22 protein-coding genes and 2 tRNA genes are annotated in these 23,978 nt (G+C 42.7%); 23 read left to right on the top strand and 1 reads right to left on the bottom strand.

Annotated elements, in window-relative coordinates; all coding sequences use genetic code 11:
• Window positions 1–238: 238 nt before the first annotated feature.
• The 19 genes from BN1067_RS11445 to yihA all read left to right on the top strand — a co-directional run bounded on the left by BN1067_RS11445 (window position 239) and on the right by yihA (window position 19,050).
• Entirely contained in the window at window positions 239–859 is a 621-nt protein-coding gene (locus BN1067_RS11445) for a succinate dehydrogenase cytochrome b558 subunit (protein WP_053218983.1), read from the top strand.
• 51 nt (window positions 860–910) lie between these two features.
• Window positions 911–2,662, top strand: coding sequence for a succinate dehydrogenase flavoprotein subunit (sdhA, locus tag BN1067_RS11450; protein WP_053218984.1), 1,752 nt, complete (start codon window positions 911–913; stop codon window positions 2,660–2,662).
• 17 nt (window positions 2,663–2,679) lie between these two features.
• A complete protein-coding gene (gene sdhB / locus BN1067_RS11455; RefSeq protein ID WP_053218985.1) occupies window positions 2,680–3,441 on the top strand; it encodes a succinate dehydrogenase iron-sulfur subunit in 762 nt (253 codons plus the stop codon).
• Between the two features lie 125 nt (window positions 3,442–3,566).
• Window positions 3,567–4,016, top strand: a complete 450-nt coding sequence (locus tag BN1067_RS11460) for an acyl-CoA thioesterase (protein ID WP_053218986.1) — start codon at window positions 3,567–3,569, stop codon at window positions 4,014–4,016.
• 138 nt (window positions 4,017–4,154) lie between these two features.
• Window positions 4,155–4,379 (top strand): helix-turn-helix domain-containing protein, encoded by a 225-nt coding sequence (locus BN1067_RS11465; protein ID WP_026569771.1) that lies wholly within the window; start codon window positions 4,155–4,157, stop codon window positions 4,377–4,379.
• 167 nt (window positions 4,380–4,546) lie between these two features.
• Complete coding sequence (locus BN1067_RS11470) at window positions 4,547–5,758, top strand: potassium/proton antiporter (protein ID WP_234400691.1); 1,212 nt, start codon at window positions 4,547–4,549, stop codon at window positions 5,756–5,758.
• A 345-nt stretch (window positions 5,759–6,103) separates the two neighbouring features.
• Entirely contained in the window at window positions 6,104–6,556 is a 453-nt protein-coding gene (locus BN1067_RS11475; RefSeq protein ID WP_053218987.1) for a MarR family winged helix-turn-helix transcriptional regulator, read from the top strand.
• Window positions 6,557–6,573: 17 nt separating this feature from the next.
• A complete protein-coding gene (racE, locus tag BN1067_RS11480; protein WP_053218988.1) occupies window positions 6,574–7,377 on the top strand; it encodes a glutamate racemase in 804 nt (267 codons plus the stop codon).
• Window positions 7,378–7,679: 302 nt separating this feature from the next.
• The gene (locus tag BN1067_RS11485) at window positions 7,680–8,768 is read left to right on the top strand and encodes a GerMN domain-containing protein (protein WP_053218989.1); all 1,089 of its coding nucleotides are present in this window, start codon (window positions 7,680–7,682) and stop codon (window positions 8,766–8,768) included.
• A gap of 168 nt (window positions 8,769–8,936) precedes the next feature.
• On the top strand, window positions 8,937–9,689 hold the full coding sequence (gene rph / locus BN1067_RS11490; protein WP_053218990.1) for a ribonuclease PH: 753 nt from the start codon (window positions 8,937–8,939) through the stop codon (window positions 9,687–9,689).
• Window positions 9,690–9,707: 18 nt separating this feature from the next.
• Entirely contained in the window at window positions 9,708–10,301 is a 594-nt protein-coding gene (locus BN1067_RS11495) for an XTP/dITP diphosphatase (RefSeq protein WP_053219041.1), read from the top strand.
• A gap of 16 nt (window positions 10,302–10,317) precedes the next feature.
• Window positions 10,318–10,836 carry a metallophosphoesterase family protein gene (locus tag BN1067_RS11500; RefSeq protein WP_053218991.1) on the top strand — a complete coding sequence of 173 codons (519 nt, stop codon included), beginning with the start codon at window positions 10,318–10,320 and terminating at the stop codon, window positions 10,834–10,836.
• Between the two features lie 150 nt (window positions 10,837–10,986).
• Window positions 10,987–11,060 (top strand) — tRNA-Gly (locus BN1067_RS11505).
• A gap of 35 nt (window positions 11,061–11,095) precedes the next feature.
• Window positions 11,096–11,169: transfer RNA gene (locus tag BN1067_RS11510), tRNA-Arg, on the top strand.
• Between the two features lie 482 nt (window positions 11,170–11,651).
• The gene (locus BN1067_RS11515; RefSeq protein WP_053218992.1) at window positions 11,652–12,647 is read left to right on the top strand and encodes a tetratricopeptide repeat protein; all 996 of its coding nucleotides are present in this window, start codon (window positions 11,652–11,654) and stop codon (window positions 12,645–12,647) included.
• A gap of 177 nt (window positions 12,648–12,824) precedes the next feature.
• Window positions 12,825–14,111, top strand: coding sequence for a trigger factor (tig, locus tag BN1067_RS11520; protein WP_053218993.1), 1,287 nt, complete (start codon window positions 12,825–12,827; stop codon window positions 14,109–14,111).
• A 458-nt stretch (window positions 14,112–14,569) separates the two neighbouring features.
• On the top strand, window positions 14,570–15,850 hold the full coding sequence (clpX, locus tag BN1067_RS11525; RefSeq protein WP_053218994.1) for an ATP-dependent protease ATP-binding subunit ClpX: 1,281 nt from the start codon (window positions 14,570–14,572) through the stop codon (window positions 15,848–15,850).
• A gap of 364 nt (window positions 15,851–16,214) precedes the next feature.
• Window positions 16,215–18,482, top strand: a complete 2,268-nt coding sequence (lon, locus tag BN1067_RS11530; protein WP_407701377.1) for an endopeptidase La — start codon at window positions 16,215–16,217, stop codon at window positions 18,480–18,482.
• A complete protein-coding gene (yihA, locus tag BN1067_RS11535) occupies window positions 18,469–19,050 on the top strand; it encodes a ribosome biogenesis GTP-binding protein YihA/YsxC (protein WP_053218995.1) in 582 nt (193 codons plus the stop codon). Before lon ends, yihA begins: the two co-directional genes overlap by 14 nt.
• A 115-nt stretch (window positions 19,051–19,165) precedes the next feature.
• Here the strand turns inward: yihA and BN1067_RS11540 are convergent, their stop codons facing one another.
• Window positions 19,166–19,648 (bottom strand): LiaI-LiaF-like domain-containing protein, encoded by a 483-nt coding sequence (locus BN1067_RS11540; protein ID WP_053218996.1) that lies wholly within the window; start codon window positions 19,646–19,648, stop codon window positions 19,166–19,168.
• Between the two features lie 305 nt (window positions 19,649–19,953).
• Between BN1067_RS11540 and hemA the strand changes: the two genes are divergently transcribed.
• The 4 genes from hemA to BN1067_RS11560 are packed head-to-tail and all read left to right on the top strand — an operon-like array spanning window position 19,954 to window position 23,973.
• Window positions 19,954–21,324 (top strand): glutamyl-tRNA reductase, encoded by a 1,371-nt coding sequence (hemA, locus tag BN1067_RS11545; RefSeq protein WP_053218997.1) that lies wholly within the window; start codon window positions 19,954–19,956, stop codon window positions 21,322–21,324.
• A 52-nt stretch (window positions 21,325–21,376) separates the two neighbouring features.
• On the top strand, window positions 21,377–22,195 hold the full coding sequence (locus BN1067_RS11550; RefSeq protein WP_053218998.1) for a cytochrome C assembly family protein: 819 nt from the start codon (window positions 21,377–21,379) through the stop codon (window positions 22,193–22,195).
• 54 nt (window positions 22,196–22,249) lie between these two features.
• On the top strand, window positions 22,250–23,179 hold the full coding sequence (hemC, locus tag BN1067_RS11555) for a hydroxymethylbilane synthase (RefSeq protein WP_053218999.1): 930 nt from the start codon (window positions 22,250–22,252) through the stop codon (window positions 23,177–23,179).
• Window positions 23,179–23,973 carry a uroporphyrinogen-III synthase gene (locus BN1067_RS11560; protein ID WP_053219000.1) on the top strand — a complete coding sequence of 265 codons (795 nt, stop codon included), beginning with the start codon at window positions 23,179–23,181 and terminating at the stop codon, window positions 23,971–23,973. The genes hemC and BN1067_RS11560 overlap by 1 nt, the downstream gene beginning before the upstream one ends.
• Window positions 23,974–23,978: the final 5 nt, after the last annotated feature.

Consider the following 23,978-nt stretch of genomic DNA (forward strand, 5'->3'; position numbering starts at 1 on the left):
TATCTTTCATGCAACCCGTACAGAAAAAACGGGATATTTGTCCTTACCCGTTCAAGTATTTTGTGAATCGTTTTCTTGACGCTCCACTTGGATAGAAGTACAATAAGTGTGTCACAAAAATGTGCATTTTTCGAGCTTATCCACCGCGTTGTTTTTTCCATTTATCGGAAAGTAAAGCGCTTTATCTAGAAAGGTGCACGGAACAAATCATATGCATTTTTTGGTGAGGGGGGTACACATGGCGGAGAATCGCGATTTTTTCTATCGCAGACTACATTCACTACTAGGGGTAATTCCAATCGGTATATTTTTGATTCAGCATCTGCTGGTCAATCATTTTGCCGTGTATGGGAGAGAGAGCTTTGAACAAGCGGCCAGTTTTATTCACGACTTGCCGTTCAGGATTGTACTAGAATTTGTGGTAATTTACATTCCGATCCTGTTCCATGCTATTTTAGGAGTTTATATTGTTTTTACGGTCAAGTACAACAATAAGCGTTACAGCTTTTTCCGGAATATTATGTTTACGCTTCAAAGAGTTTCCGGCATTATAACGCTTATCTTTATCGCTTGGCATGTTTGGGAAACACGTATTGCTATTGGACTTGGAACAGCAGAACTTAATTACAGTTTGATGGAAAATATTTTAACGCAGCCGTTTATGTTCTGGTTCTATATTATCGGCGTCATTTCAACTACTTTCCATTTCGCAAATGGTTTGTGGAGCTTCTTGGTTACATGGGGATTCACGATCACACCTCGTTCTCAAAGAGTGGCTACATACGCAACGCTGATCGTTTTTCTTGCTGTAACTTACATTGGTATAAGAGCGATTTTTGCTTTTGCCTACGGGGCTTAATTTAAACAGAAAATAAAGAGTATTTAGTGAATTTAGGGGAGTGAGCAAAAAATGAGTAATCGTAACGTCGTCGTCGTTGGGGGCGGTCTTGCCGGCTTAATGGCGACTATTAAGGCAGCGGAAGCAGGAGTTCATGTGGATTTGCTGTCCATTGTACCAGTGAAACGTTCTCACTCTGTTTGTGCACAAGGTGGTATTAACGGAGCGGTTAATACAAAAGGTGAAGGAGACTCTCCATGGGAGCACTTTGACGATACCGTTTACGGAGGGGATTTCCTTGCTAATCAGCCTCCAGTTAAAGCTATGTGTGATGCCGCGCCAAGCATCATCCACATGCTGGACCGTATGGGAGTAATGTTCAACAGAACACCGGAAGGCTTATTGGATTTCCGTCGTTTTGGCGGCACCCAGCATCACCGGACCGCTTACGCCGGGGCGACAACTGGCCAACAGCTCCTATATGCATTAGACGAACAGGTCCGACGCTTTGAGGTTGAAGGACTCGTCACCAAATATGAAAACTGGGAATTCCTTTCCGCTGTAATCGATGAAGAAGGGGTCGGACGCGGAATCGTAGCACAGCATTTACAGCACCATGAAATTAAGATTTTTAAAGCAGATGCGGTGATTCTGGCTACGGGCGGACCGGGAATCATTTTCGGAAAGTCGACCAACTCTGTCATCAATACCGGCTCTGCCGCAAGTGCCCTTTATCAGCAAGGGGCTATCTATGCTAATGGAGAATTCATCCAAATTCATCCTACAGCGATCCCTGGAGATGACAAACTCCGCCTGATGAGTGAGTCTGCCCGCGGGGAAGGCGGAAGGGTCTGGACTTATAAGGACGGCGAACCTTGGTATTTCCTCGAAGAAAAGTATCCGGCATATGGTAATCTAGTACCTCGTGACATTGCTACCCGGGAGATATTCGATGTTTGTGTGAATCAAAAGCTAGGCATTAACGGGGAGAATATGGTGTACCTGGATCTTTCCCATAAAGATCCGAAAGAGCTGGATGTTAAATTAGGCGGAATTATCGAAATCTATGAAAAATTTGTCGGTGAAGATCCACGTAAAGTACCTATGAAAATCTTCCCTGCAGTGCACTACTCAATGGGTGGACTTTGGGTCGATTATGATCAGATGACCAATATCCCGGGTATATTTGCTGCCGGTGAATGTGATTATTCCCAGCATGGTGGGAATCGCTTGGGAGCTAATTCCTTGCTGTCTTCCATTTTCGGTGGAATGGTTGCCGGTCCGAATGCTATTAAGTATATTGAGGGGCTGGAAAAAACAATAGAAGATATCCCATCCTCCCTGTACGATCAAAAGCTGAAAGAAGAGAAGGAAAACTTTGAACAGCTGATGAGCATGGACGGAGAAGAAAATGCATATCAGATTCACCGTGAACTTGGGGAATGGATGACCGATAACGTTACCGTTGTGCGGGATAATGAAAAACTATTGAAAACGGATGAGAAGATCAAAGAATTAATGGAACGTTGGGAGAATATCAATATCAACGATACATCCCGCTGGAGCAATCAGGGTGTCATGTTTACCAGACAATTAAAGAACATGTTGCAGTTGGCCAGGGTCATTACGATCGGTGCCTATAACCGAAACGAAAGCCGTGGAGCCCACTATAAACCGGAATTTCCAGAACGAAATGACGAGGAATGGTTAAAAACGACCAAAGCTTCGTACGATGCAGTTAACAATGAGCCGGTCTTTGAATATGAAGATGTTGATGTATCACTGATCAAACCGAGAAAACGCGATTACAGTAAGAAAAAATAAAGGGGGGCAAGTTTATTATGGCTGATAAAACGGTAACTTTGATTATTACAAGACAGGACAGTCCAGACTCTTCTCCCTATGAGGAAACGTTTAAAATACCTTACAGAGAGAATATGAATGTTATATCTGCATTGATGGAAATCCGCAGAAACCCTGTCAATGCGAATGGGGAAAATACAACGCCGGTTTTCTGGGAAATGAACTGCCTGGAAGAAGTTTGCGGAGCGTGTTCGATGGTGATTAATGGGCAGGCCAAACAATCCTGCGCTACCCTTATTGATCAGCTGGAACAGCCGATACGCTTGGAACCAATGTCGACCTTCCCGGTAGTAAGGGACTTGGCGGTCGATAGAAGCAGAATGTTCGATTCACTTAAAAAGGTAAAAGCATGGATTCCGATTGACGGAACTTATGATTTAGGGCCAGGCCCGCGTATGCCTGAAAAGAAACGGCAATGGGCCTATGAATTGTCCAAGTGTATGACTTGCGGTGTTTGTTTGGAAGCTTGTCCGAATGTTAACAGCAATTCAGACTTCATCGGACCGGCAGCATTGTCTCAAGTCCGCTTGTTTAATGCCCATCCGACCGGCCAGATGAACAAAGGTGAACGTCTGGAAGCCTTAATGGAGGATGGAGGAATTCATGGTTGTGGTAATTCCCAAAACTGTGTCCAGGCTTGTCCAAAAGGTATTCCATTGACGACTTCCATTGCCGCCATGAACAGAGATACCAATATCCAAGCATTTAAAAACTTCTTTGGCAGTGATCATGTCTATTGATAGTCAGCACTAACTGCTTATGGATTGAGGAAGCCTTTACCTGAACAGGTAAAGGCTTCTTTATAGAAATGGATCATAGTATATCCCTCATTAAGTATGTATGGGAACGAAGGGAAGGCGAGAAAATGAAAGCGGTTAATTACATAGAGGATTTTGAAGTGTGGAAAGAGGAATTCGTTTTTTCTATTCCGGTAAACATCCGTTTTTTAGAGACGGACATGTTTGGGCATGTCAACAACGTTTCACCGTTTATTTATTTTGAAGAGGCGCGAATTGCTTTTTTAAAGAAGCTCGGCTTTTTTCAGACGGACATGGAAAGCACGAAGACAATGCCGATAGTAGCGGACTTGCAGTGTGATTATCATCGGCAAATATATTTTAGTGATAAGATGAAATTGTATGTCAAAGTAAATCATGTTGGTAATACATCGATCGATATCCATTATTTGGGTGAGAATCAAAAGGGAGATGTCTGTATCACCGGAAGAGGAAGACTCGTCCAGATCAACGTCCATACCGGCAAGCCGGTACCGTTCTCGGAAGAGGAGAAGCAAAGACTCAGTGCCGGATTGTGATATATTCCCTTATTCGTAAAATATCCGCATATTTACGCAAAACGAATTCACGGGTTATTCAACTTTCACATAAAATAAATTGACTAAATAAACACCCTTCACCATGTGGCTTTAAAGACAGCAAGGAGGGGTTAACACTTGAATGATAGTGACTACAAGCCGAAGCAACTATTGACCAAGCGTGAGAAAGAAGTATTTGAGCTTCTAGTACAGGACAAAACAACAAAAGAAATAGCCCAGGAACTGTTTATTTCACAAAAGACTGTTCGGAATCACATATCAAATGCTATGCAAAAATTAGGTGTTAAGGGGCGTTCTCAAGCAGTCGTAGAGCTCCTTCGTATGGGGGAACTTAAGCTCTAGCAAGAAACCGACTTTCTTTTTGAAGGTCGGTTTTTTAATGTTTTTGTGGACCCTTTCCAGTTCTGCAGTAATCTTTAAAAACAAGGATACAAGCAAAGAAAAAACGGGTAAATGTTTAGGCATGACTATCCGAAGATTGCTGAAGGGGCGACACAGGAGGGGAAGCTGTGATACAAGAAGTCATTGAATCAGATAAAATCATTTTACTCACTTCACTAATGCTTCTATTTAGTATACTGATTACCAAATTATCTGACCGCTTTGGACTGCCATCATTGGTTTTGTTTATCGGGGCGGGAATGGTGGTCGGATCGGAAGGCTTAGGATTGTTATCCTTTAACAATGTCCAGATTGCTGAAGCGATTGGTGTGTTTTCGTTAATTGTTATTTTATATGAGGGTGGTATTCAAACTCATTGGAGAACGATCAGACCGGTGGTACTGCCTTCTATTTCTCTAGCGACCGTCGGTGTGCTCTTAACAGCTACTATCGTTGGCCTGGGAGCCAAATGGATTTTTGGGTTTGGCTGGCAGGAAGCATTTTTACTAGGATCTCTCGTAGGTTCCACTGATGCCGCAGCCGTTTTTGCTGTCTTAAAGGGTAAGAACATTGATGACAAAATAGAAGCCACACTTGAAGGAGAGTCCGGAACGAATGATCCGATGGCTTTCTTTTTGACAATTTCCTTTATCGAATTGATCAACACGGATCATGCGGGGGTATGGTCACTGGTTTTGCAGTTCTTTTGGCAGATGGCAGGTGGATTGCTATTAGGGCTTTTCATCGGAAAAATGACAAGTGTTTCTCTCAACAAAATAAAACTTTCGTCTGTCGGATTATATCCGCTGTTTGGATTGGCGTTTGCCTTTTTTTCTTACAGTGTTACCTCGCTAGTAAACGCCAGTGGGTTTTTGGCTGTATATGTAACAGCACTTGTCGTTGGAAATCTTGATTTATCCTTTAGGGAGTCGATTCATAAGTTTAACGAGGGTTTCAGCTGGATGGCACAAATATTGATGTTCATCATTCTCGGCTTGTTTGTCTTTCCTTCCCGCCTGTTTTCTGATTGGATTATTTTCCATGGACTTTTATTATCGGGTGTTTTGATATTGGTTGCACGACCGATCGCGACCTGGATTTCACTTATTCCCTGGAACTACACCATAAAAGAAAAGATTTTTTTATCTTGGGCAGGCTTAAGAGGAGCTGTTCCAATCATACTGGCGTTATTCCCCATGCTAGCAGAAATGGAAAACAGCCAACTGTTTTTCAATGCAGTGTTCTTTATTGTGTTGACATCCGCGCTACTCCAAGGTTCGACCATCCCTTACGTGGCTACGAAGCTTGGTTTGGTCAACCCGCCTAAACCTCATGATTAGGAATAGCTTCAAGTACTCACTGTTGGTCAAACGAACCTTGACATAGTACAATATAAAGTTGAATAACAGGACTGGTAAATGGAAAATAGGTAAAAGATATCAACCTTCCAAAAGTTACGTTGATCAATGCGATCACCCGCCATTGCCGGGTGATGACTCCGAATTGGGATTCGTTGATTCAGGAACGTGACGCACTGTATATTTTAATGGTGCAACATTTACATCGAGCGATAGCTGGTATATGAAAAATGGGTTTCGTCAAAGAAGTAGAGTAAGAACTTCTTGCACTTTTGCGAATTTATCATTACATTTTATATAAGTGTCCTGCCGAAAGGGGGCTATCGGTTGCAAAACACTCCACAAGAAGCGACCATCGCAGAAATCGAAAAGAAATTACGCTATATAGCAGCAATCATCAAACAAAAAGGCAGAGAGATTTTGAACAATTACCCGGTAACGGCTCCTCAGTTTGTCGCCCTGCAATGGCTGAATGAAAATGGAGACTTGACCATTGGAGAGTTGTCCAATAAAATTAATCTGGCATTCAGCACGACTACTGATTTAGTAGACAGGATGGAAAGGAATCAACTTGTCGAGAGGCGGAAGGATTCCAAGGATCGGCGTGTCGTCCGTATTCATTTACTCGATAAAGGAAAAAGCATTATAAGAGAAGTAGTACAAAAACGACAGGAATATTTGGGAGAGGTATTAGAAAATGTTTCGGATATAGAGGTTGATACACTGGAACGGATATTGAACCTGCTCCATGAACAGATGGAAAAAGTCAGCACAAAATGAGAAAAGGAGCGAGAGTGGTGGATCAGCCAATTGGTGTCATAGACTCCGGAGTCGGCGGTTTGACGGTCGCCCGTGAATTGATGCGTCAACTGCCGAGGGAGGAATTGATTTATTTGGGAGATACGTTGCGCTGTCCTTATGGGCCGCGACCTGAACAGGAAGTCATTCAATTCACTAAGGAATTGGTGAATTTTTTAATGAGAAAAAAAATTAAAATGCTTGTAATTGCTTGTAATACAGCTACAGCCTTTACACTGGAGCTTTTGCAAAAAGAATTGCCTATCCCGGTCATAGGTGTTATTCAGCCAGGAGCAAGAGCTGCGATAAAATCAACACAAAACCTGCATATAGGTGTGATTGGAACAGAAGGCACGATCAATAGCCAGGCATACCCTTATGCACTCCAAAACATAAACGAGGAAATCCATGTCAATGCGCTCGCATGCCCGCGCTTTGTCCCGATGGTTGAACAGGGGATCCTCGACGGAGAAGAAGCCTATCAGGTGGTTTCAGAGACCCTCATTCCGATGAAGGAAAGCAACCATATAGATACGCTGATTTTAGGGTGTACGCATTATCCGCTGCTTCGCGAAGTGATACAGGAAGTTATCGGCGACAAGGTAACGATTATATCTTCTGGTGAAGAAACTGCCAGGGAAGTCAGCACTATTTTAGAATATCAACAAAAACTGTATAACGGGGACAGAAAGCCGGAGCATAAATTGTATACTACAGGTAAACTTGCTGTTTTCGAAAACATCGCAAATACATGGCTTGATCAACCGGTGGCTGAAATTGCCAATATATCACTTACTGTTTAACAAAACGATTCCTTCATGGAGTCGTTTTTTTACTTGGGAAGCGGATGCATTCCCAAGGATAGTGCATGGTAAAATGCTGATTCGTAGAACACCTCCTTATGCAGCGTTGCTTCAGTCTCCTCAAGTGGGGAGCCGGGATTTCTATAATGCGCGTTTTTCCTTACCCAGGCAATTTTGGTCTGAAAAGCGTTTTGCTTCCCTGCTTGTCGTTTTGGGTTTCGGATTAAAATTTCCGCTGCTTGGTCTAATTTTCCTGACAGCCCGTATATATAATAGTACAAACCATCGTAGGAGGGGAAAGCATGAGGAAGCGGTCATTTATCATTACTGTGGGCATAGTAAGTGCAGCCATCGGGTTAACAGGTTGCGGGGTATTTCAGGGAGAGCAGACTTTAGAGGAAATGGATAAACCTCCTGAAGAAGCATCCCTTACAGATAATTTGGATGAAATGACAGAGGGAGAAGGACAGGAAACAGAGGATACAGATACAGTAACAGAAGAAGCAGAACCTACTACCGTGGAACGACAATTGTATTTGTTGGATGCAAATGGGATGGTTGTTCCGCAAACGTTGGAGTTGCCGCAAATGGAAAACAAGGAAGTAGCTAAGCAGGCGCTGGAGTATTTGGTGAAAGACGGCCCGGTTACAGAACTGCTCCCGGACGGATTTGAAGCGGTATTACCTGCAGGTACAACGATTAATAGTCTGAATCTGAAGGAAGGGATATTGACTGTAGATGTATCGGAGGAATTTGCCGAATATCAAGCGGAGGACGAACAAAAAATCCTTCAATCCATGACTTATACCCTGACCCAATTTGAAAACGTCGACAAAGTCAAGTTGCAAATTAATGGGGAAGCAAAAAATGAAATGCCGGTAAGCGGTACGCCGATCGGTACAGGTGTTTCAAGGGCAAATGGGATCAATATTTACAATGGAGACAATATCGATTTGTTGGATAGTGAAGCTGTAACGCTTTACTATCCGTACCAACAGGGAGAACAGGTTTACCATGTACCTGTTACCCAGCATGTTGAAACCGAGGATGTCGAAGATTACGCTTCCATCGTACAAGCTTTGATAGAAGGACCATCCCTCGATTTGGACTTGCTGCATGTATTTAATGCAGGAACCAGTTTAACGGCAGAACCGAAAATCGAAGACGGGGTGCTGACACTGGATTTTAATGAGAATATCCTGAACAGCGTCGAGGATGCATCTATTGCGGATGAAGTGATGGAAACCCTTGTATTGACGTTGACTGATCAGCCTGGTGTCGAGGCAGTCGACGTGAATGTCGCAGATGTGGAGCAAATTTATAATGAAGCGGGCACGGCATACACGGAACCAGTGACAAAAAGCACGTTCGTTCCAACTGGAAATTTATAATCAAGCAAAAGGAGCCGGATACTGGCTCCTTTTTAATGGAATAGATTGGCTCAACCTAAATAAAACGGTGTATGATAAGCTCCTTTATGCGGGAGTTCCAGTATGAACTTATATAATTTGGCAAAAATATGTTACGATTAATGAGTGATTAGAAGGAGGATTCAAACAATGAGAAACAACGATAGAAAAGTGAATGAATTAAGACCCTTACATATGGAAGTGGATTACGTGAAACATCCAGAAGGATCAGTTCTCATTACTGTGGGGGACACCAAAGTGATATGCAACGCGAGTATAGAAGACCGGGTGCCTCCTTTTATGCGCGGATCAGGGAAAGGCTGGATCACTGCGGAATATGCGATGCTTCCGCGGGCGACGGAACAACGTAATATCCGGGAGTCATCAAAAGGAAAAGTATCGGGAAGAACGATGGAAATACAACGTTTGATCGGACGTTCACTCCGTGCTGTCGTGGATCTCGATAAAATCGGGGAACGGACTGTTTGGGTTGACTGTGATGTCATTCAAGCGGATGGCGGGACTCGAACGGCTTCTATTACAGGTGCCTTTGTTGCCGTTGTCCTCGCTTTCGGGAGTCTGGTGGAGAGAAATGTAATCAAACAACTACCGGTTAATGACTACTTAGGTGCTACCTCTGTTGGAGTCTTGCCTGACGGAACGGAGATTTTAGATTTACAGTATGAAGAAGATTCTCAAGCGCATGTAGATATGAATATTGTCATGACTGGGGCTGGAGAGTTTGTCGAAATACAAGGCACTGGTGAAGAAGCGACTTTTTCCATGCAACAGCTGCAAACAATGCTCGGGCTTGCCGAAGAAGGGCTACATGAAATTTTTTCAGCGCAAAAACAAGCGCTTGGGAAATGGGCTGACTTGATCGGGAAGACAGATAAACAATAAGAGGCAGGGAGAATGGTAATGGAAACACTAATCATAGCTACCAAAAACAGAGGGAAAGTAGAAGACTTTCGGAATTTATTTTCAAAATACAATATTTCCATCAAATCTCTGCTTGATTTGGAAGAAAACATTCCAGACATCGAGGAGACTGGGGAAACTTTTGAAGAAAATGCAGCATTAAAAGCAGAAACCATTGCAAAAAGGTTCTCCCTTCCTGTACTTGCCGATGACTCCGGATTGGAAGTCGATGCGCTGGACGGCAGGCCCGGTATTTATTCAGCTCGTTTCGCTGGTTTAGAGAAAAGTGACCAGGCAAATATCGACAAGCTTTTGAAAGAGCTGGAAGGGATCCCGGAGGAAAAACGTGCGGCAAGGTTCGTTTGTGTATTGGCAGTAGCGAGACCAGGAAAAACGACGATTTTCAAAAGAGGTACTTGTGAAGGAAGAATTGCAGAAAAGCCTAAAGGGAAAAATGGGTTTGGTTATGATCCGGTTTTCTATCCAGATGGGATGGGGAAAACAATGGCAGAATTATCGCCGGAAGAAAAAAATCAAATCAGTCACCGGAAGCGTGCGATAGTTCAGCTGGAAGAATGGTTACAAGATATTTAAAAGGAGAGAAGCTGTCATGCCGAAAGTATTGATCATGAGCGACAGCCATGGCTGGACAGAAGAAGTAGCTGAAATCGTGAAGAGGCATAAAGATGAAATAGACCAGTTTATTCACTGTGGGGATTCCGAGCTGGATGCGGACGCTCCGGAGCTTGAGAACTTCATGAAAGTAGCCGGTAATTGTGACGCAGATACTCGGCTGCCGGATGAATCGCATTTTACTGTCGGAGATTTGCATTTTTATGTAGCTCATGGTCACCTGCACCAGGTGAAAAGCACCTTAATGCCCTTGTCCTATCGGGCTGAAGAGGTTGGTGCGCAGGTTGTCTGTTTCGGGCACACCCACATGGCGGGGGCAGAGCGGGTCGACAACCAATTGTTTATTAACCCGGGGAGCATAAGGTTGCCACGGGGGCGTAGAGAACATACCTATGCGATTCTGCGCTGGGAAGATAAGGATGAGATCATTGTCGAATTTAAGGACCTTGATGGGAAATCAATCGAAGACATGATGTATAAAACGTCTTTAATATAGAAGGAGGACTGTAAACGGGTGACCGACAAGGGAATCCTGCTTACAGTCCCGCATCCTTCAAAAAATAATAGAAAAAATTAAAAAGCGGTTGACAAGTGTGTTGATCATTACTATAATGAATCTTGTCCGTTAGAAACAGAGCGTTCTTGTGCGGGTGTAGTTTAGTGGTAAAACCTCAGCCTTCCAAGCTGATGATGAGGGTTCGATTCCCTTCACCCGCTCCATATGATTCCTTTACATACATATACAACTTTTTAATGTCCCAGTAGCTCAGCAGGATAGAGCAACAGCCTTCTAAGCTGTGGGTCGGGAGTTCGAATCTCTCCTGGGACGCTACCATGAAGGGTTCAACACTTGCGTTGAACCCTTTTTATACATACTAAATGATAGATGATTATAGTTTTGCAAATAAGGCATTCGCTTTCAGAAAAGCGAATGCTGAATTTTTAGGCCCTATACTGAATGTGGTGTCCCTTGTTGGGTTATGAGTTCGAAGTCACTTTTTGGTATAGGAGGGAGTTTGTCGAGTGTTTCAACAGGGTTAAAAAGGCTTTGGAAACGAAATAGCGTGGCAGAGGAATAAGCGAGTCTCCTAGTTGAACGGGCGATCGAGATCCACAACGGGCTTTGTAAGGAAGCTTATTGTTCGTTCAATAAATGCGAGTTTGTTTCCTTTACGGCCTGTAAAATAACACCACCACATTTGACAGAGAATCTATTTTTATAATTCGGCCAGTTTAGTTTTTGAATTACTGATTTAGGGTACAGATAAGATAATGAGTGTACATATATACAACAGGTAAGGAAGGATGCGGATGAACACTAAGCATGACAAGGTAATTATGTTTCCGAAATGGAAGGATGCCTTGGAAGAAGAAAGCTTGCAGGCGCTCAAGGAAAAACGATACCAAGATGCGCTGACGAAGCTGAATAAACTCATCGATCATGAAATTTATTCCCATGAAATTTATGCAGGGAAAATCATTTGTTTGATGGAACTTGGTGAAACAGATGAAGCGGAAGCATTGTGCCGGGATCTGATTGCGCTTGAGGATGATTACTTTTTTGAATACCTGCACATTTATGTGACGCTGTTGTTCCAAATGAGCGAGTATGAGCAGTTGATCGAAATTATCGAGGATACCTTTTCACGGAAAACGGTGCCGGAACCAATGAACTCTCAGCTTGAACAGCTGGCCGAAATGAGCAGGAAAATGCTCCAGGATAAAATGGACGAACAGGCGAATGACCATATTAATGAGCTAAGCAAGGCTGTGAAACAAGGTGATCCTCTCCGGCAATGGCAGATAATCATGCAAAGCAAGAAGTTGAAACCAGCTCCTTATCTTCGCTACTTAAGACAGTTGCTTAAGGATGACCGGATTGAGCCTGTAGTAAAGACGGCGATTACAGAATGGTTAGTCGTTCAGCAGGTAGATTCAGAGGTTACGATCGAAAAAGCTGGATCACAAACCACAGTGAATCCCATCAGTATAAAGAATGTGGAAAATCATCCTGTTACAAAACAAATTCAGGTTCTTTTAAGAGAAGTCGAGCAGGATAATCCAACCTTGTATCAGCTGCTAGAAAAATTATTATACCGGTATTTATACGTGAGGTACCCATTTATGCCGTTCGAGGAAGAACTGATACCCATCAGCCATGCGATCAAATTACTGGGAGCGCAATATTTGCAGCTTGAAGGGTTATATCGTACATATGAAAAGCAGGCGGGGGATTTGGACGTTCGTACATATATGGAAGAAATCTCTCAAAACGAAAAAAGTTACTTTTCGATCATTGAAGAATAAGATAATGTGGCAATCGCCAATTTCAGAAATTCTCAATCCGCTCTAATTGTTGAAAGCGAGTCTGTTTATGTTATAATAAGGTGGTTGCAATTGCGTTCCGCCTTCGTATGATTTAATTATACACCGAATGAACGTCAAACAAGACATACTGAATTTATAGATGTTGGAGGGAATTACATGTCAGCAAAATGGGAAAAACAAGAAGGAAATCAAGGAACTTTAACCATTGAAGTTGAAGCAGAAAAGTTCGACAAGGCGTTGGATCAAGCTTTCAAAAAAGTGGTTAAACAAGTCCAGGTTCCAGGATTCCGTAAAGGTAAAATGCCAAGAGGACTTTTTGAACAGCGATTTGGAGTGGAATCATTATACCAGGATGCTGTTGATATCATTCTTCCTGAAGCATACACGAACGCTGTAGAAGAAACTGGCATTGAACCGGTAGACCAGCCGGAAGTGGATGTAACACAAATTGAGAAGGGTCAACCGCTTATTTTCACGGCTCAAGTTACTGTTAAGCCAGAAGTGAAGCTAGGCGAATATAAAGGCCTGGAAGTCGAGGAAGAGGATACCGAAGTTACCGATGAGGATGTCGAGCACGAGCTTTCTCATATGCAGGAACATCAAGCGGAGTTGGTCGTCAAAGAAGAAGGAACTGTTGAAGAAGGCGACACGGTTGTAATCGATTTTGAAGGTTTCGTTGATGGAGAAGCATTTGAAGGCGGACAGGCGGAAAACCATCAATTAGAAATCGGTTCTGGTTCTTTCATTCCAGGATTTGAAGAGCAGCTAATCGGTAAAGAAACTGGCGCAGATACTGAAGTACAAGTTACATTCCCTGAAGAGTATCATGCGGAAGAGCTTGCTGGTAAGGAAGCTACTTTTAAAGTCAAAATTCATGAAATCAAAGGCAAGGAATTGCCGGAACTTGACGATGAGTTTGCAAAAGATGTCGACGAAGATGTCGAAACACTTGAAGAGCTTCGCAATAAAACAAGAGACCGCCTGAAGGAACAAAAGGAAACAGACGCTGACAACAAAAAGCGTGAATCTCTTATTGAACAGGCGTCAGACAATGCTGAGGCAGATATCCCAGAACCTATGGTGAATACCGAACTTGATCGTATGGTAAAAGAGTTCGAACAGCGCTTGCAAATGCAAGGAATGACAATGGATATGTACTACCAGTTCTCCGGCACGGATGAATCTGCATTGAAAGAGCAAATGAAGGACGATGCTGAAAAGCGTGTCAAAACGAACTTGACTCTTGAGGCAATAGCCAACCAAGAAGAAGTTGAAGTGACTGATGAAGATGTCGATAAAGAGCTTGAGTCGATGGCGTCGATGTATCAGACAGAGGTAGACCAGTTGAAACAAATGCTTGGTGGAAACACAGATGCTATTAAAGAAGATCTTAAATTCAAAAAAGCGATCGATTTCCTGGTAGAGCACAGCAAAACAAAATAATCAAATTAAATGAAGAAAACAAGGTGCGATTTTGGTTCGTGCCTTGTTTTCTCTATAAAAACAATCCGTTTAAAAAAACGGGAAGAGGGAATTGTGAAAAAACTTTCTTCTTTAACATAAAATCAGCAGGTAGAATATAAAATATAAGACAAACTTACATAACATATTGGTTGACATTTTAGAAACTTCTTACATAATAAGGTTTACACTGTTTGTAAAAATCTGTGTAGCTGATTGTCTCGTGATATTTTCAGCATACGGTTTATTCAGGCTAAGGAATGGAAAGACTTTTGATAGGTGCCTGCCGCCTGAAACTTCGATAGGATGAGAACTTTTGAGGTATTTTACTTTTTTCCAGGCGGTTTATCTGATATTATGAGCTAAAGAAAGGGACCTGAATTAAACACAAATGATTACTCATATCATTATAGATACTTAATACTTGAGGGGTGAGTTAGATGTATAAATTTAATGAAGAGAAGGGCCAATTAAAATGTTCTTTTTGCGGAAAAAGCCAAGATCAAGTTCGTAAATTAGTAGCTGGCCCTGGCGTATATATATGTGATGAATGTATAGAACTTTGCACGGAAATTGTGGAAGAAGAACTTGGTAATGAGGAAGAAGTGGAATTCAAAGAAATTCCGAAACCACAGGAAATTTGCGAGATCCTTAACGATTACGTAATCGGGCAGGAAAAGGCCAAGAAAAATCTTTCGGTTGCAGTATATAACCATTATAAACGGATTAATTCCGGAAAGACTGCATCGGATGATGTCGAGTTGTCTAAAAGTAATATCGCAATGATCGGTCCGACTGGTAGCGGTAAAACATTGCTGGCACAAACACTTGCAAGAATCTTGAATGTGCCATTCGCCATTGCCGATGCAACTTCCCTGACAGAAGCCGGTTATGTAGGGGAAGATGTGGAAAATATCTTGCTGAAGCTGATCCAGGCTGCTGATTATGATGTGGAAAAAGCCGAAAAGGGAATTATTTATATTGATGAAATAGATAAAGTGGCAAGAAAGTCCGAAAACCCATCGATTACTCGTGACGTTTCGGGTGAAGGTGTCCAGCAGGCACTGCTTAAGATCCTTGAAGGTACGGTTGCAAGTGTACCACCTCAAGGTGGCCGGAAGCATCCACATCAGGAGTTCATCCAAATTGACACAACCAATGTACTGTTTATTTGCGGTGGTGCTTTTGATGGTATTGAACAAATTGTGAAGCGTCGTCTTGGCAACAAAGTGATTGGATTTGGTGCCGATGATGAGAATCAGGATTTGACAAAAGCAGAATTGCTTTCCAAAGTGCTTCCAGAAGATATGCTCCGCTTTGGTTTGATTCCTGAATTCATCGGTCGACTGCCAGTTATCGGAGCTCTCGAGCCATTGGATGAAGAAGCATTGGTTGAGATTTTGACCAAACCGAAAAATGCGCTTGTTAAACAATATCAGAAGCTTTTCCAAATCGATAATGTAGAACTGGAATTCGAAGAAGATGCATTAACAGAAATTGCTCGAAAAGCAATTGAACGAAAAACAGGGGCACGCGGTTTGCGTTCCATTATAGAAGGAATTATGCTTGATGTTATGTTTGAGCTGCCGTCCAGAGATGATATCGAGAAATGTATCATTACCAAAGACACCGTCCTGTTGGAAAATGGACGTCCGAAGCTCGTCTTAAATGATGGCACTGTCAAAGACGAAAACAAAGAATCACCGAAGGAAAGTGCTTAATTTAAACGAAGTGACCGGCTATTCAATAATAGACATGCGTTTCCTTTTCGTTGTAAATCCCTTGTTATGTCATAACAAGGGATTTACACATGGTTAAAGGAGCGAGGATAGAATTCACAGAATGTTTTCTTTTTTTATTGACAGGAATTATTGTTACAAGGAACGGTCAAATTTAAAAGGTTTTGTGGCAAGGAACTTTATAGGAAATGGTATAAAAGTGTCTTGTTAGTGGAGTAATAAAGAAATAGAAGTGAAAATTGAGGATGGACAGGTATGTCAAGATATGGAGGTGCCAACCGTGACTGCAGAAAACAAATTACAAATTCCTCTCCTCCCGCTGCGCGGGCTGTTGGTTTTTCCGGCAATGGTCTTACACTTGGATGTAGGACGGGAAAAGTCGGTAAATGCATTAGAAAAAGCAATGATGGATGATCAAAGCATCTTTCTTGCTGCCCAAAAAGAAAGCGGAGTGGACGAGCCTGCCGTAAGTGACATTTACAGAGTAGGAACGATGGCCAAAGTTAAACAGATGCTTAAGCTGCCGAACGGTACGATTCGTGTTCTTGTAGAAGGATTGTATCGTGGTGAAATTATTCAATTTCTTGAAGAGGACGACCAGTTTGTCGTAGAAATACAAGAATTTGAAGAAGCCCATGGAGATAAAAATGAAGAAGAAGCTTTGATGCGCTCCTTGCTTGAACAATTTGAGCAGTACATAAAGATATCGAAGAAGGTGAGTCAGGAAACACTTGCTACGGTTACGGACATTGATGAACCGGGCAGGCTTGCTGATATTATTACTTCCCATTTATCTTTAAAGCTCAAAGATAAACAGGAATTGTTGGAAACAGAAAATGTTAAGGAACGATTGAACCGTTTGATTTCGATTATTTCCAATGAGCGGGAAGTGCTCGATTTGGAGAAGAAAATCGGACAGCGTGTCAAGAAGTCCATGGAAAAAACACAAAAAGAATATTACTTGCGTGAACAGATGAAAGCCATTCAAACAGAGCTGGGGGACAAGGATGGAAAGGCTTCTGAAATAAGTCAGTTAAAAGAACGAATCGAAGCCTCTGACATGCCGGAAAAAATTAAGGAAATTGCCTACAAAGAGCTTGATCGCTATGAGAAAGTGCCTCAAAGCTCGGCAGAAAGTTCCGTTATCCGTAACTATGTGGATTGGCTAGTTTCGATTCCTTGGACAAAGAAAACGGAAGATAATCTCGACGTTAACCATGCCGAAAAAATTTTGGACGAAGATCATTACGGTCTCGAGAAAGTGAAAGAGCGAGTACTGGAATATTTAGCTGTTCAGCAGCTTACAGAAACGATTAAAGGACCGATTTTGTGTCTTGCGGGACCACCGGGTGTAGGAAAAACGTCTCTGGCAAAGTCCATTGCCCGGGCAATAAATCGAAACTTTGTCAGAATCTCATTAGGCGGAGTAAGGGATGAGGCAGAAATACGAGGACATCGCCGAACTTATGTAGGTGCTATGCCCGGCAGGATTATCCAGGGGATGAAAAAAGCAGAAACCGTTAACCCGATTTTTTTACTGGATGAAATCGATAAAATGGCCAGTGATTTCCGAGGGGATCCTTCTGCAGCCATGTTAGAAGTATTAGATCCGGAGCAAAACAGCAACTTCAGCGATCATTTCATTGAAGAAACCTATGATCTGTCCAATGTGATGTTTATCGCCACTGCGAACAATTTGGCGTCCATTCCAGGGCCGCTTCGGGATCGGATGGAAGTCATTTCGATTGCTGGTTATACAGAAGTCGAAAAACTCCATATTGCAAGAGAACATTTATTGCCAAAGCAAATAAAGGAAAACGGATTAAGCAAAGGGCAGCTTCAAGTTCGCGATGAAGCACTGACCAAGCTGATCCGGACCTATACACGGGAAGCCGGTGTCCGGGGGCTGGAAAGGCAGCTTGCTTCATTGTGCAGAAAAGCGGCCAAAATTATTGTCTCGGAAGATAAAAAACGGGTAGTCGTCACCGAAAAGCAATTGGAGACATTGCTTGGCAAGCCGCTATTCCGATATGGAAGAATGGAAGAAGAAAATCAAGTAGGAGCGGCTACCGGGCTTGCTTACACGTCAGCAGGCGGTGACACCCTGTCAATTGAAGTATCTTTGTATCCTGGAAAAGGAAAACTGACGCTAACTGGAAAATTGGGAGATGTCATGAAGGAATCTGCCCAGGCAGCTTTTAGTTATATTCGTTCCAGGGCGGAAGAACTGAAAATCGACAGAGAATTTCATGAGAAAAACGACATTCATATCCATGTACCGGAGGGAGCGACACCGAAGGATGGTCCTTCTGCCGGAATAACGATGGCGACCGCCCTCGTATCCGCCTTAACGGGTCGGGCAGTCAAACGGGAAGTCGGCATGACAGGGGAAATCACCCTGAGGGGAAGAGTGCTGCCGATTGGCGGGTTAAAAGAAAAATCGCTTAGCGCCCATCGAGCGGGTCTTACGACAATCATTATCCCTGCTGATAACAAGCGGGACTTGGATGACATTCCGGAAAGCGTCCGGGAAGGGTTGACGTTTATCCCTGTTGAGCATTTGGATGAAGTGTTGGAACACGCATTAGTGGAGGAGAAACATGAAAGTAACTGAGGCAGAAATCGTAATCAGTGCAGTTTCAAAGAAGCAATATCCAGGTGATATGCTTCCGGAAATAGCGTTGGCTGGAAGGTCAAATGTCGGGAAATCTTCATTTATCAATAAAATGATCAATCGGAAGAACCTTGCCAGAACGTCTTCAAAACCGGGGAAAACGCAGACGCTGAATTTTTATAAGATTAATCAAAGTTTTTATTTCGTCGATGTACCAGGCTATGGCTATGCCAAAGTCTCCAAGAAAGAACGGGAAAAATGGGGAAAAATGATGGAAGAGTACTTCATGGAGCGGGAAAACCTGAAGGCTGCCGTTCTTATTGTGGACATCAGACATGAGCCGACAGATGACGATGTCATGATGTATGATTTTTTGAAGCATTTCGAGCTTCCGGTTATTGTGGTTGCCACAAAATTGGATAAAATTTCGAAAAGCAAACGGGCTGCGCATCTGCAAAGAGTGATTAAAACATTGCAGGCCGACGTGGAAGATATCATTCTCCCTTTTTCTGCGGAAACGGCAGAGGGAAAAGAAGAGGCGTGGAAAGTGCTGCAGCGTTATTTGTAAATCAACTCTAAGGTAGGATAAGGTTACGATTCCTTTCGTTCGAAGGGCATCCTGACTATGTATTTACAAGCACAAAAAACGGAAGCAGGTGTAACCTGCTTCCGTTTTTTGTTTTCTACTTTTTCCTGTAGATTAGGAAAACACCGACGACGATCAATAGAAGCGGCCAAAAAGATTCCAGCATAGCGGCTATTTTATTCACCCAGCTGAACCAGCCTGGTTTGTTGATCGAATAGATGGCGAACAAGGCAATTCCGAGCAAAAGCAGACCGGGAATTAATCCACTTTTCGTTTTTTGAAATCGAACTAAAAAAGCGATTCCGATGATTAACGGGTAAACTCCCCAATGGTCAATCCAGAACCCATAATGGCGCAAGCCGAAAAAGTGCAAACCCAGACCGATAAGAATCGTGCCCGGGAATAAATTTTTATAATCCTTGGAAAAGTAACTATGTAACAGAAAAACAATTCCAATAATCATTAATAAGGTTGGCCAGGAATAAAAGTCTGTGAAAAAGGGTATTTGAAACTGTTGAAGAAAAAAATAGCAGCCGATTCCTATTAGTAAAAATCCGGTAAAAATGTTTTGTTTTTTCACGTAGGTTCCTCCGTAAATTATAATAATTATTAAATAGTATTAATTAGTTGCTTATGTACTGGGTATATGATAAAGTACAAAAGGATTGGAAAACAGCAAGATATAACAACGTACTGATAATATCCTAACATATAGTTTCAATATCTGTTCACAAAATTCATTAGTAGCAGATAACACACGTGTTATAATGAAAAATGGACTTATAAAATATTGAATTCAGTAAAGTAAATGGCCATTGGTCATAGTCATCGCATGCAGCTGTATTTGTTGCACGCTTTTATACGTAATATTGGGGGTAGAATAACGTGCATATTTTGGTTGTCGGAATAAACTACAGAACAGCCCCTGTGGAAGTTAGGGAAAAGCTTACTTTTGAAAACCAGGATGTTTCGCAAGCAATGAAGTCATTGAACCAACAAAAAAGTGTACTGGAAAATGTGATTATTTCTACATGTAACCGGACAGAGATTTATGCGGTGGTAGATCAGCTTCACACTGGGCGTTATTATATTAAGCAATTCCTTGCAGACTGGTTCAATATGGATAAAGAGTTCTTTTCTCCTCATTTGGCTATATATGAAGCAGATGGAGCAGTCGAGCATTTGTTTAAAGTGACAAGCGGACTCGACTCGATGGTATTAGGGGAGACCCAAATTCTCGGTCAAATGAAGCAGGCATTTCTTTTAGCACAAGAATCAGGGACAACAGGAACCATTTATAATGAACTTTTCAAACAGGCAGTAACGCTAGCCAAAAGGGCCCATAAAGAAACAGAAATCGGGGATCATGCGGTATCGGTGAGTTATGCAGCGGTAGAACTTGCCAAGAAGATTTTCGGTGATCTATTGAACAAACATGTGGTGATTCTTGGTGCTGGAAAAATGGGTGAATTGGCAGCGAAAAACTTGCAAGGCTCTGGAGTGGAAAAGGTAACGGTTATCAACCGGACCTTATCAAAGGCAGAGGCGCTTGCTGAACAATTTTCCGGACAAGCACGGACGACCGAAAGCCTTCCTGAAGTATTAAAGGATGCCGATATATTGATCAGTTCGACCGGAGCAAACAATTATGTGTTGGATAAAGATTTGCTGGCACCAGTGCACAAGCAGCGGAAAGGACGGCCGCTTTTCCTAGTGGATATTGCGGTACCGCGTGATATTGATCCTGTACTAGGTGACCTGGACAGCGTATTTTTATACGATATCGATGATCTTCAAGGGATTGTCGATGCCAACCTGGAGACAAGGAAACAGGCAGCACAGGCAATAGAATTAATGATTGAAGAAGAAATCGTTGCTTTTAAAGAATGGCTGCAGACCATGGGTGTGGTACCAGTCATTTCCGCTCTGAGGGAAAAAGCCTTATCCATCCAGGCGGAAACGATGAAGAGTATCGAGCGAAAAATGCCGAATTTATCTGATCGTGAGCGCAAAGTGTTGAACAAGCATACTAAAAGTATCATCAATCAAATGCTAAAACAGCCAATTCTGTCAGCAAAAGAAATAGCTGGCAAGCCGCAAGCAGAAGAAGCATTGCAATTATTCATGGAAATCTTCGGGATTGAAGAAATGGTTCAGGAAGAGTTGAATAAACAATCAGGCGGCAAAGTTTTTAGTTTTGATCACGGTGAGAAGGTGTCACCATCTACTACGGTGCAGAACGCGACGACTAATTGACTGTAAAAGGGTAAATGCATCGTAACGTTATACAAATGAGAGGATATCCCATATGCTGGAAATGAAGTGGCTTTATGAACTGATTCTTGTCATATATGGTGCTAGTGTGATGGGATACTTTATCGATTTCGTTCAATACAACCGGAAGGCGAACAGGATTGCCTTCTGGTTGCTTAGTTTGGTGTGGGTTTTACAGACCCTGTTTTTAATCTATCAGCTGCTCCTCGAAGACAGCTTTCCAGTGCTGAACATTTATGATGGACTTTATTTTTATGCCTGGATACTCGTTACGTTTTCTCTGCTGATTAACCGCTTTTTCCGGGTTGACCTGATTGTGTTTTTTACGAATCTTTTAGGCTTTTTCATCATGCTTCTTCATATAGGGGCGAGTGCACAAAACCAGGGAACAGAGCGGGGAGTTCATCTCGTCAGCGAGTTGTTGATAGCCCATATCAGTCTAGCGCTATTATCATATGGTTTTTTTACCGTTTCCTTTTTATTTTCTGTTATGTATTTGTTTCAATACCGATTATTAAAGGAGAAAAAGGGTTATAAGTGGCTCAGTCGGTTTGGAGGGCTGGATCGGCTTGACACGTTGTCATTCCAAGCTGTAACCGTTGGAGTTCCGGTACTCATGATTTCCATCATACTAGGTATTGTATGGGCCTATTCTTCCGGTGCGGAATTTTATTGGAATGATTTTAAGACAATGGGTTCGATGTTCGTTTTAATTGTTTACACGGTCCACTTGATATTACGCCTGGTAAAAGGTTATCAAGGAAGGGCGATCGCTTTTTATAATACAGGGGCGTTTTTATTCCTGTTGATTAATTTCTTTTTATTCAGCATGCTGTCTAACTTTCACTTTTAAAGATGAAGGCCTGCTTGTGAATACGTCCTATTAAATGATGTCAGGAGGATAATAATGCGCAAAATCGTAATCGGTTCCCGGAAAAGTAATCTTGCTTTGACCCAAACTGAGTGGGTGATTGACCAGTTGAAAAAAACAGGGGTACCGTATGAGTTTGAAATCAAAAAAATTATGACCAAAGGGGATAAAATCCTCGATGTCACCCTCTCCAAAGTTGGAGGAAAGGGCTTGTTCGTCAAGGAAATTGAACAGGCAATGTTTGATAAGGAAATCGATATGGCTGTGCACAGCATGAAGGACATGCCTTCTCAACTTCCGGATGGCCTCGTTATTTCTTCCGTTCCGGTTCGCGAAGACCATCGGGATGCCTTTGTTTCCAATGAAAACGTGTCGTTGGCTAATCTTCCGGAAGGAGCAATAGTCGGTACAAGCAGTTTGAGAAGGGCGGCGCAGGTGCTTGCTGCAAGACCTGATCTCCAGATTAAATCCGTCCGCGGTAATATTGAAACCCGTCTTCGCAAACTGGAGGAAGAGGATTACGATGCTATCATTCTGGCTGCTGCCGGTCTGATCAGGATGGGATGGGGAGAAGAGATTGTAACAGAATTTCTTGCCCCTGAGCTTTGTGTGCCAGCTGTTGGACAGGGAGCATTAGCGATCGAATGCAGAGAAGATGATCAGGAGCTCCGGGAATTGCTCCAGAAAATCAATGACCAATACACAGCCCATACCGTATCGGCTGAACGTACCTTCTTGCATTTGTTGGAAGGCGGTTGTCAAATTCCGATAGCAGGATATGCTCATATGGAAGAAGACGACGTTGTACTTACAGCGCTTGTAGCCACGTCTGATGGGAAAACGGTGCTAAAAGAAGTTGTTAAAGGGAAAGATCCGGTGGAAGTCGGTAAGGAAGCGGCTGAGCGTATGAAGCAACGTGGAGCTCAAAAGATAGTCGATGATGCGAAAGAGGAGCTTGACCAGTAATGGAAAAGCCCCTTGCCGGCAAAAAAATCTTAATCACCCGCGGCAAACGACAGGCGGAGGATTTTGCAAGAAAGCTTGAAGAAGCGGAAGCAGTACCCTATATTGTTCCGCTTCTTCGCTTTCAAAAAAGGGACGCACAATCAAACAAACAGGTCCTCTCCAAACTTCACGAATTTACATGGGTGTTTTTCACAAGTGCCAATGGCGTGAAGTTTTTTTTCGAGCAATTAAAAGATTGCGGGATCGACGGAAAGCTGCTGCGACGTCACAGGATAGCGGCAGTTGGCAGTAAGACCAGAAAGGCATTACAGAAGTTTGGTATAGCTGCCGACTTTGTTCCTTCCAAGTTTTCCGGAAAAAACATGGTAGAGGAATTTATGAGAAAGTACCCTGATCCTCTTTCGATTTTACTTGTATGTGGCGGACTGGCGAAACAGGATATCCCGGATCAGCTTGAACAGCAGATGGTTTATTTCCAGAAGGCGGTTGTTTATGATACGCTGATAAATATGGCAGCCCGTGACGACTTATTGGCTTTGATTAAAAAGCAAGAATTGGACGCATACACATTTACCAGCCCTTCGACAGTAAAGGCGTTCACGAAATTGACCGCGGCTCGTCCCGACTTACAAGCTGAAATTTTTTCAAAATCATTAATTGTTTGTATAGGTCCAACGACGCTAGAGGCTGCCAGAAAACAGGGTTTTACAAATATACTCGCTCCGGATGAATATACGCTCGATGGCATGATAGGAATGCTTACCAGGTATTATGAGACGAAAGGAACTAGGTGAAAGAT

This window comes from Virgibacillus senegalensis (genome assembly GCF_000821245.2).
GTDB lineage: Bacteria > Bacillota > Bacilli > Bacillales > Amphibacillaceae > Sediminibacillus > Sediminibacillus senegalensis.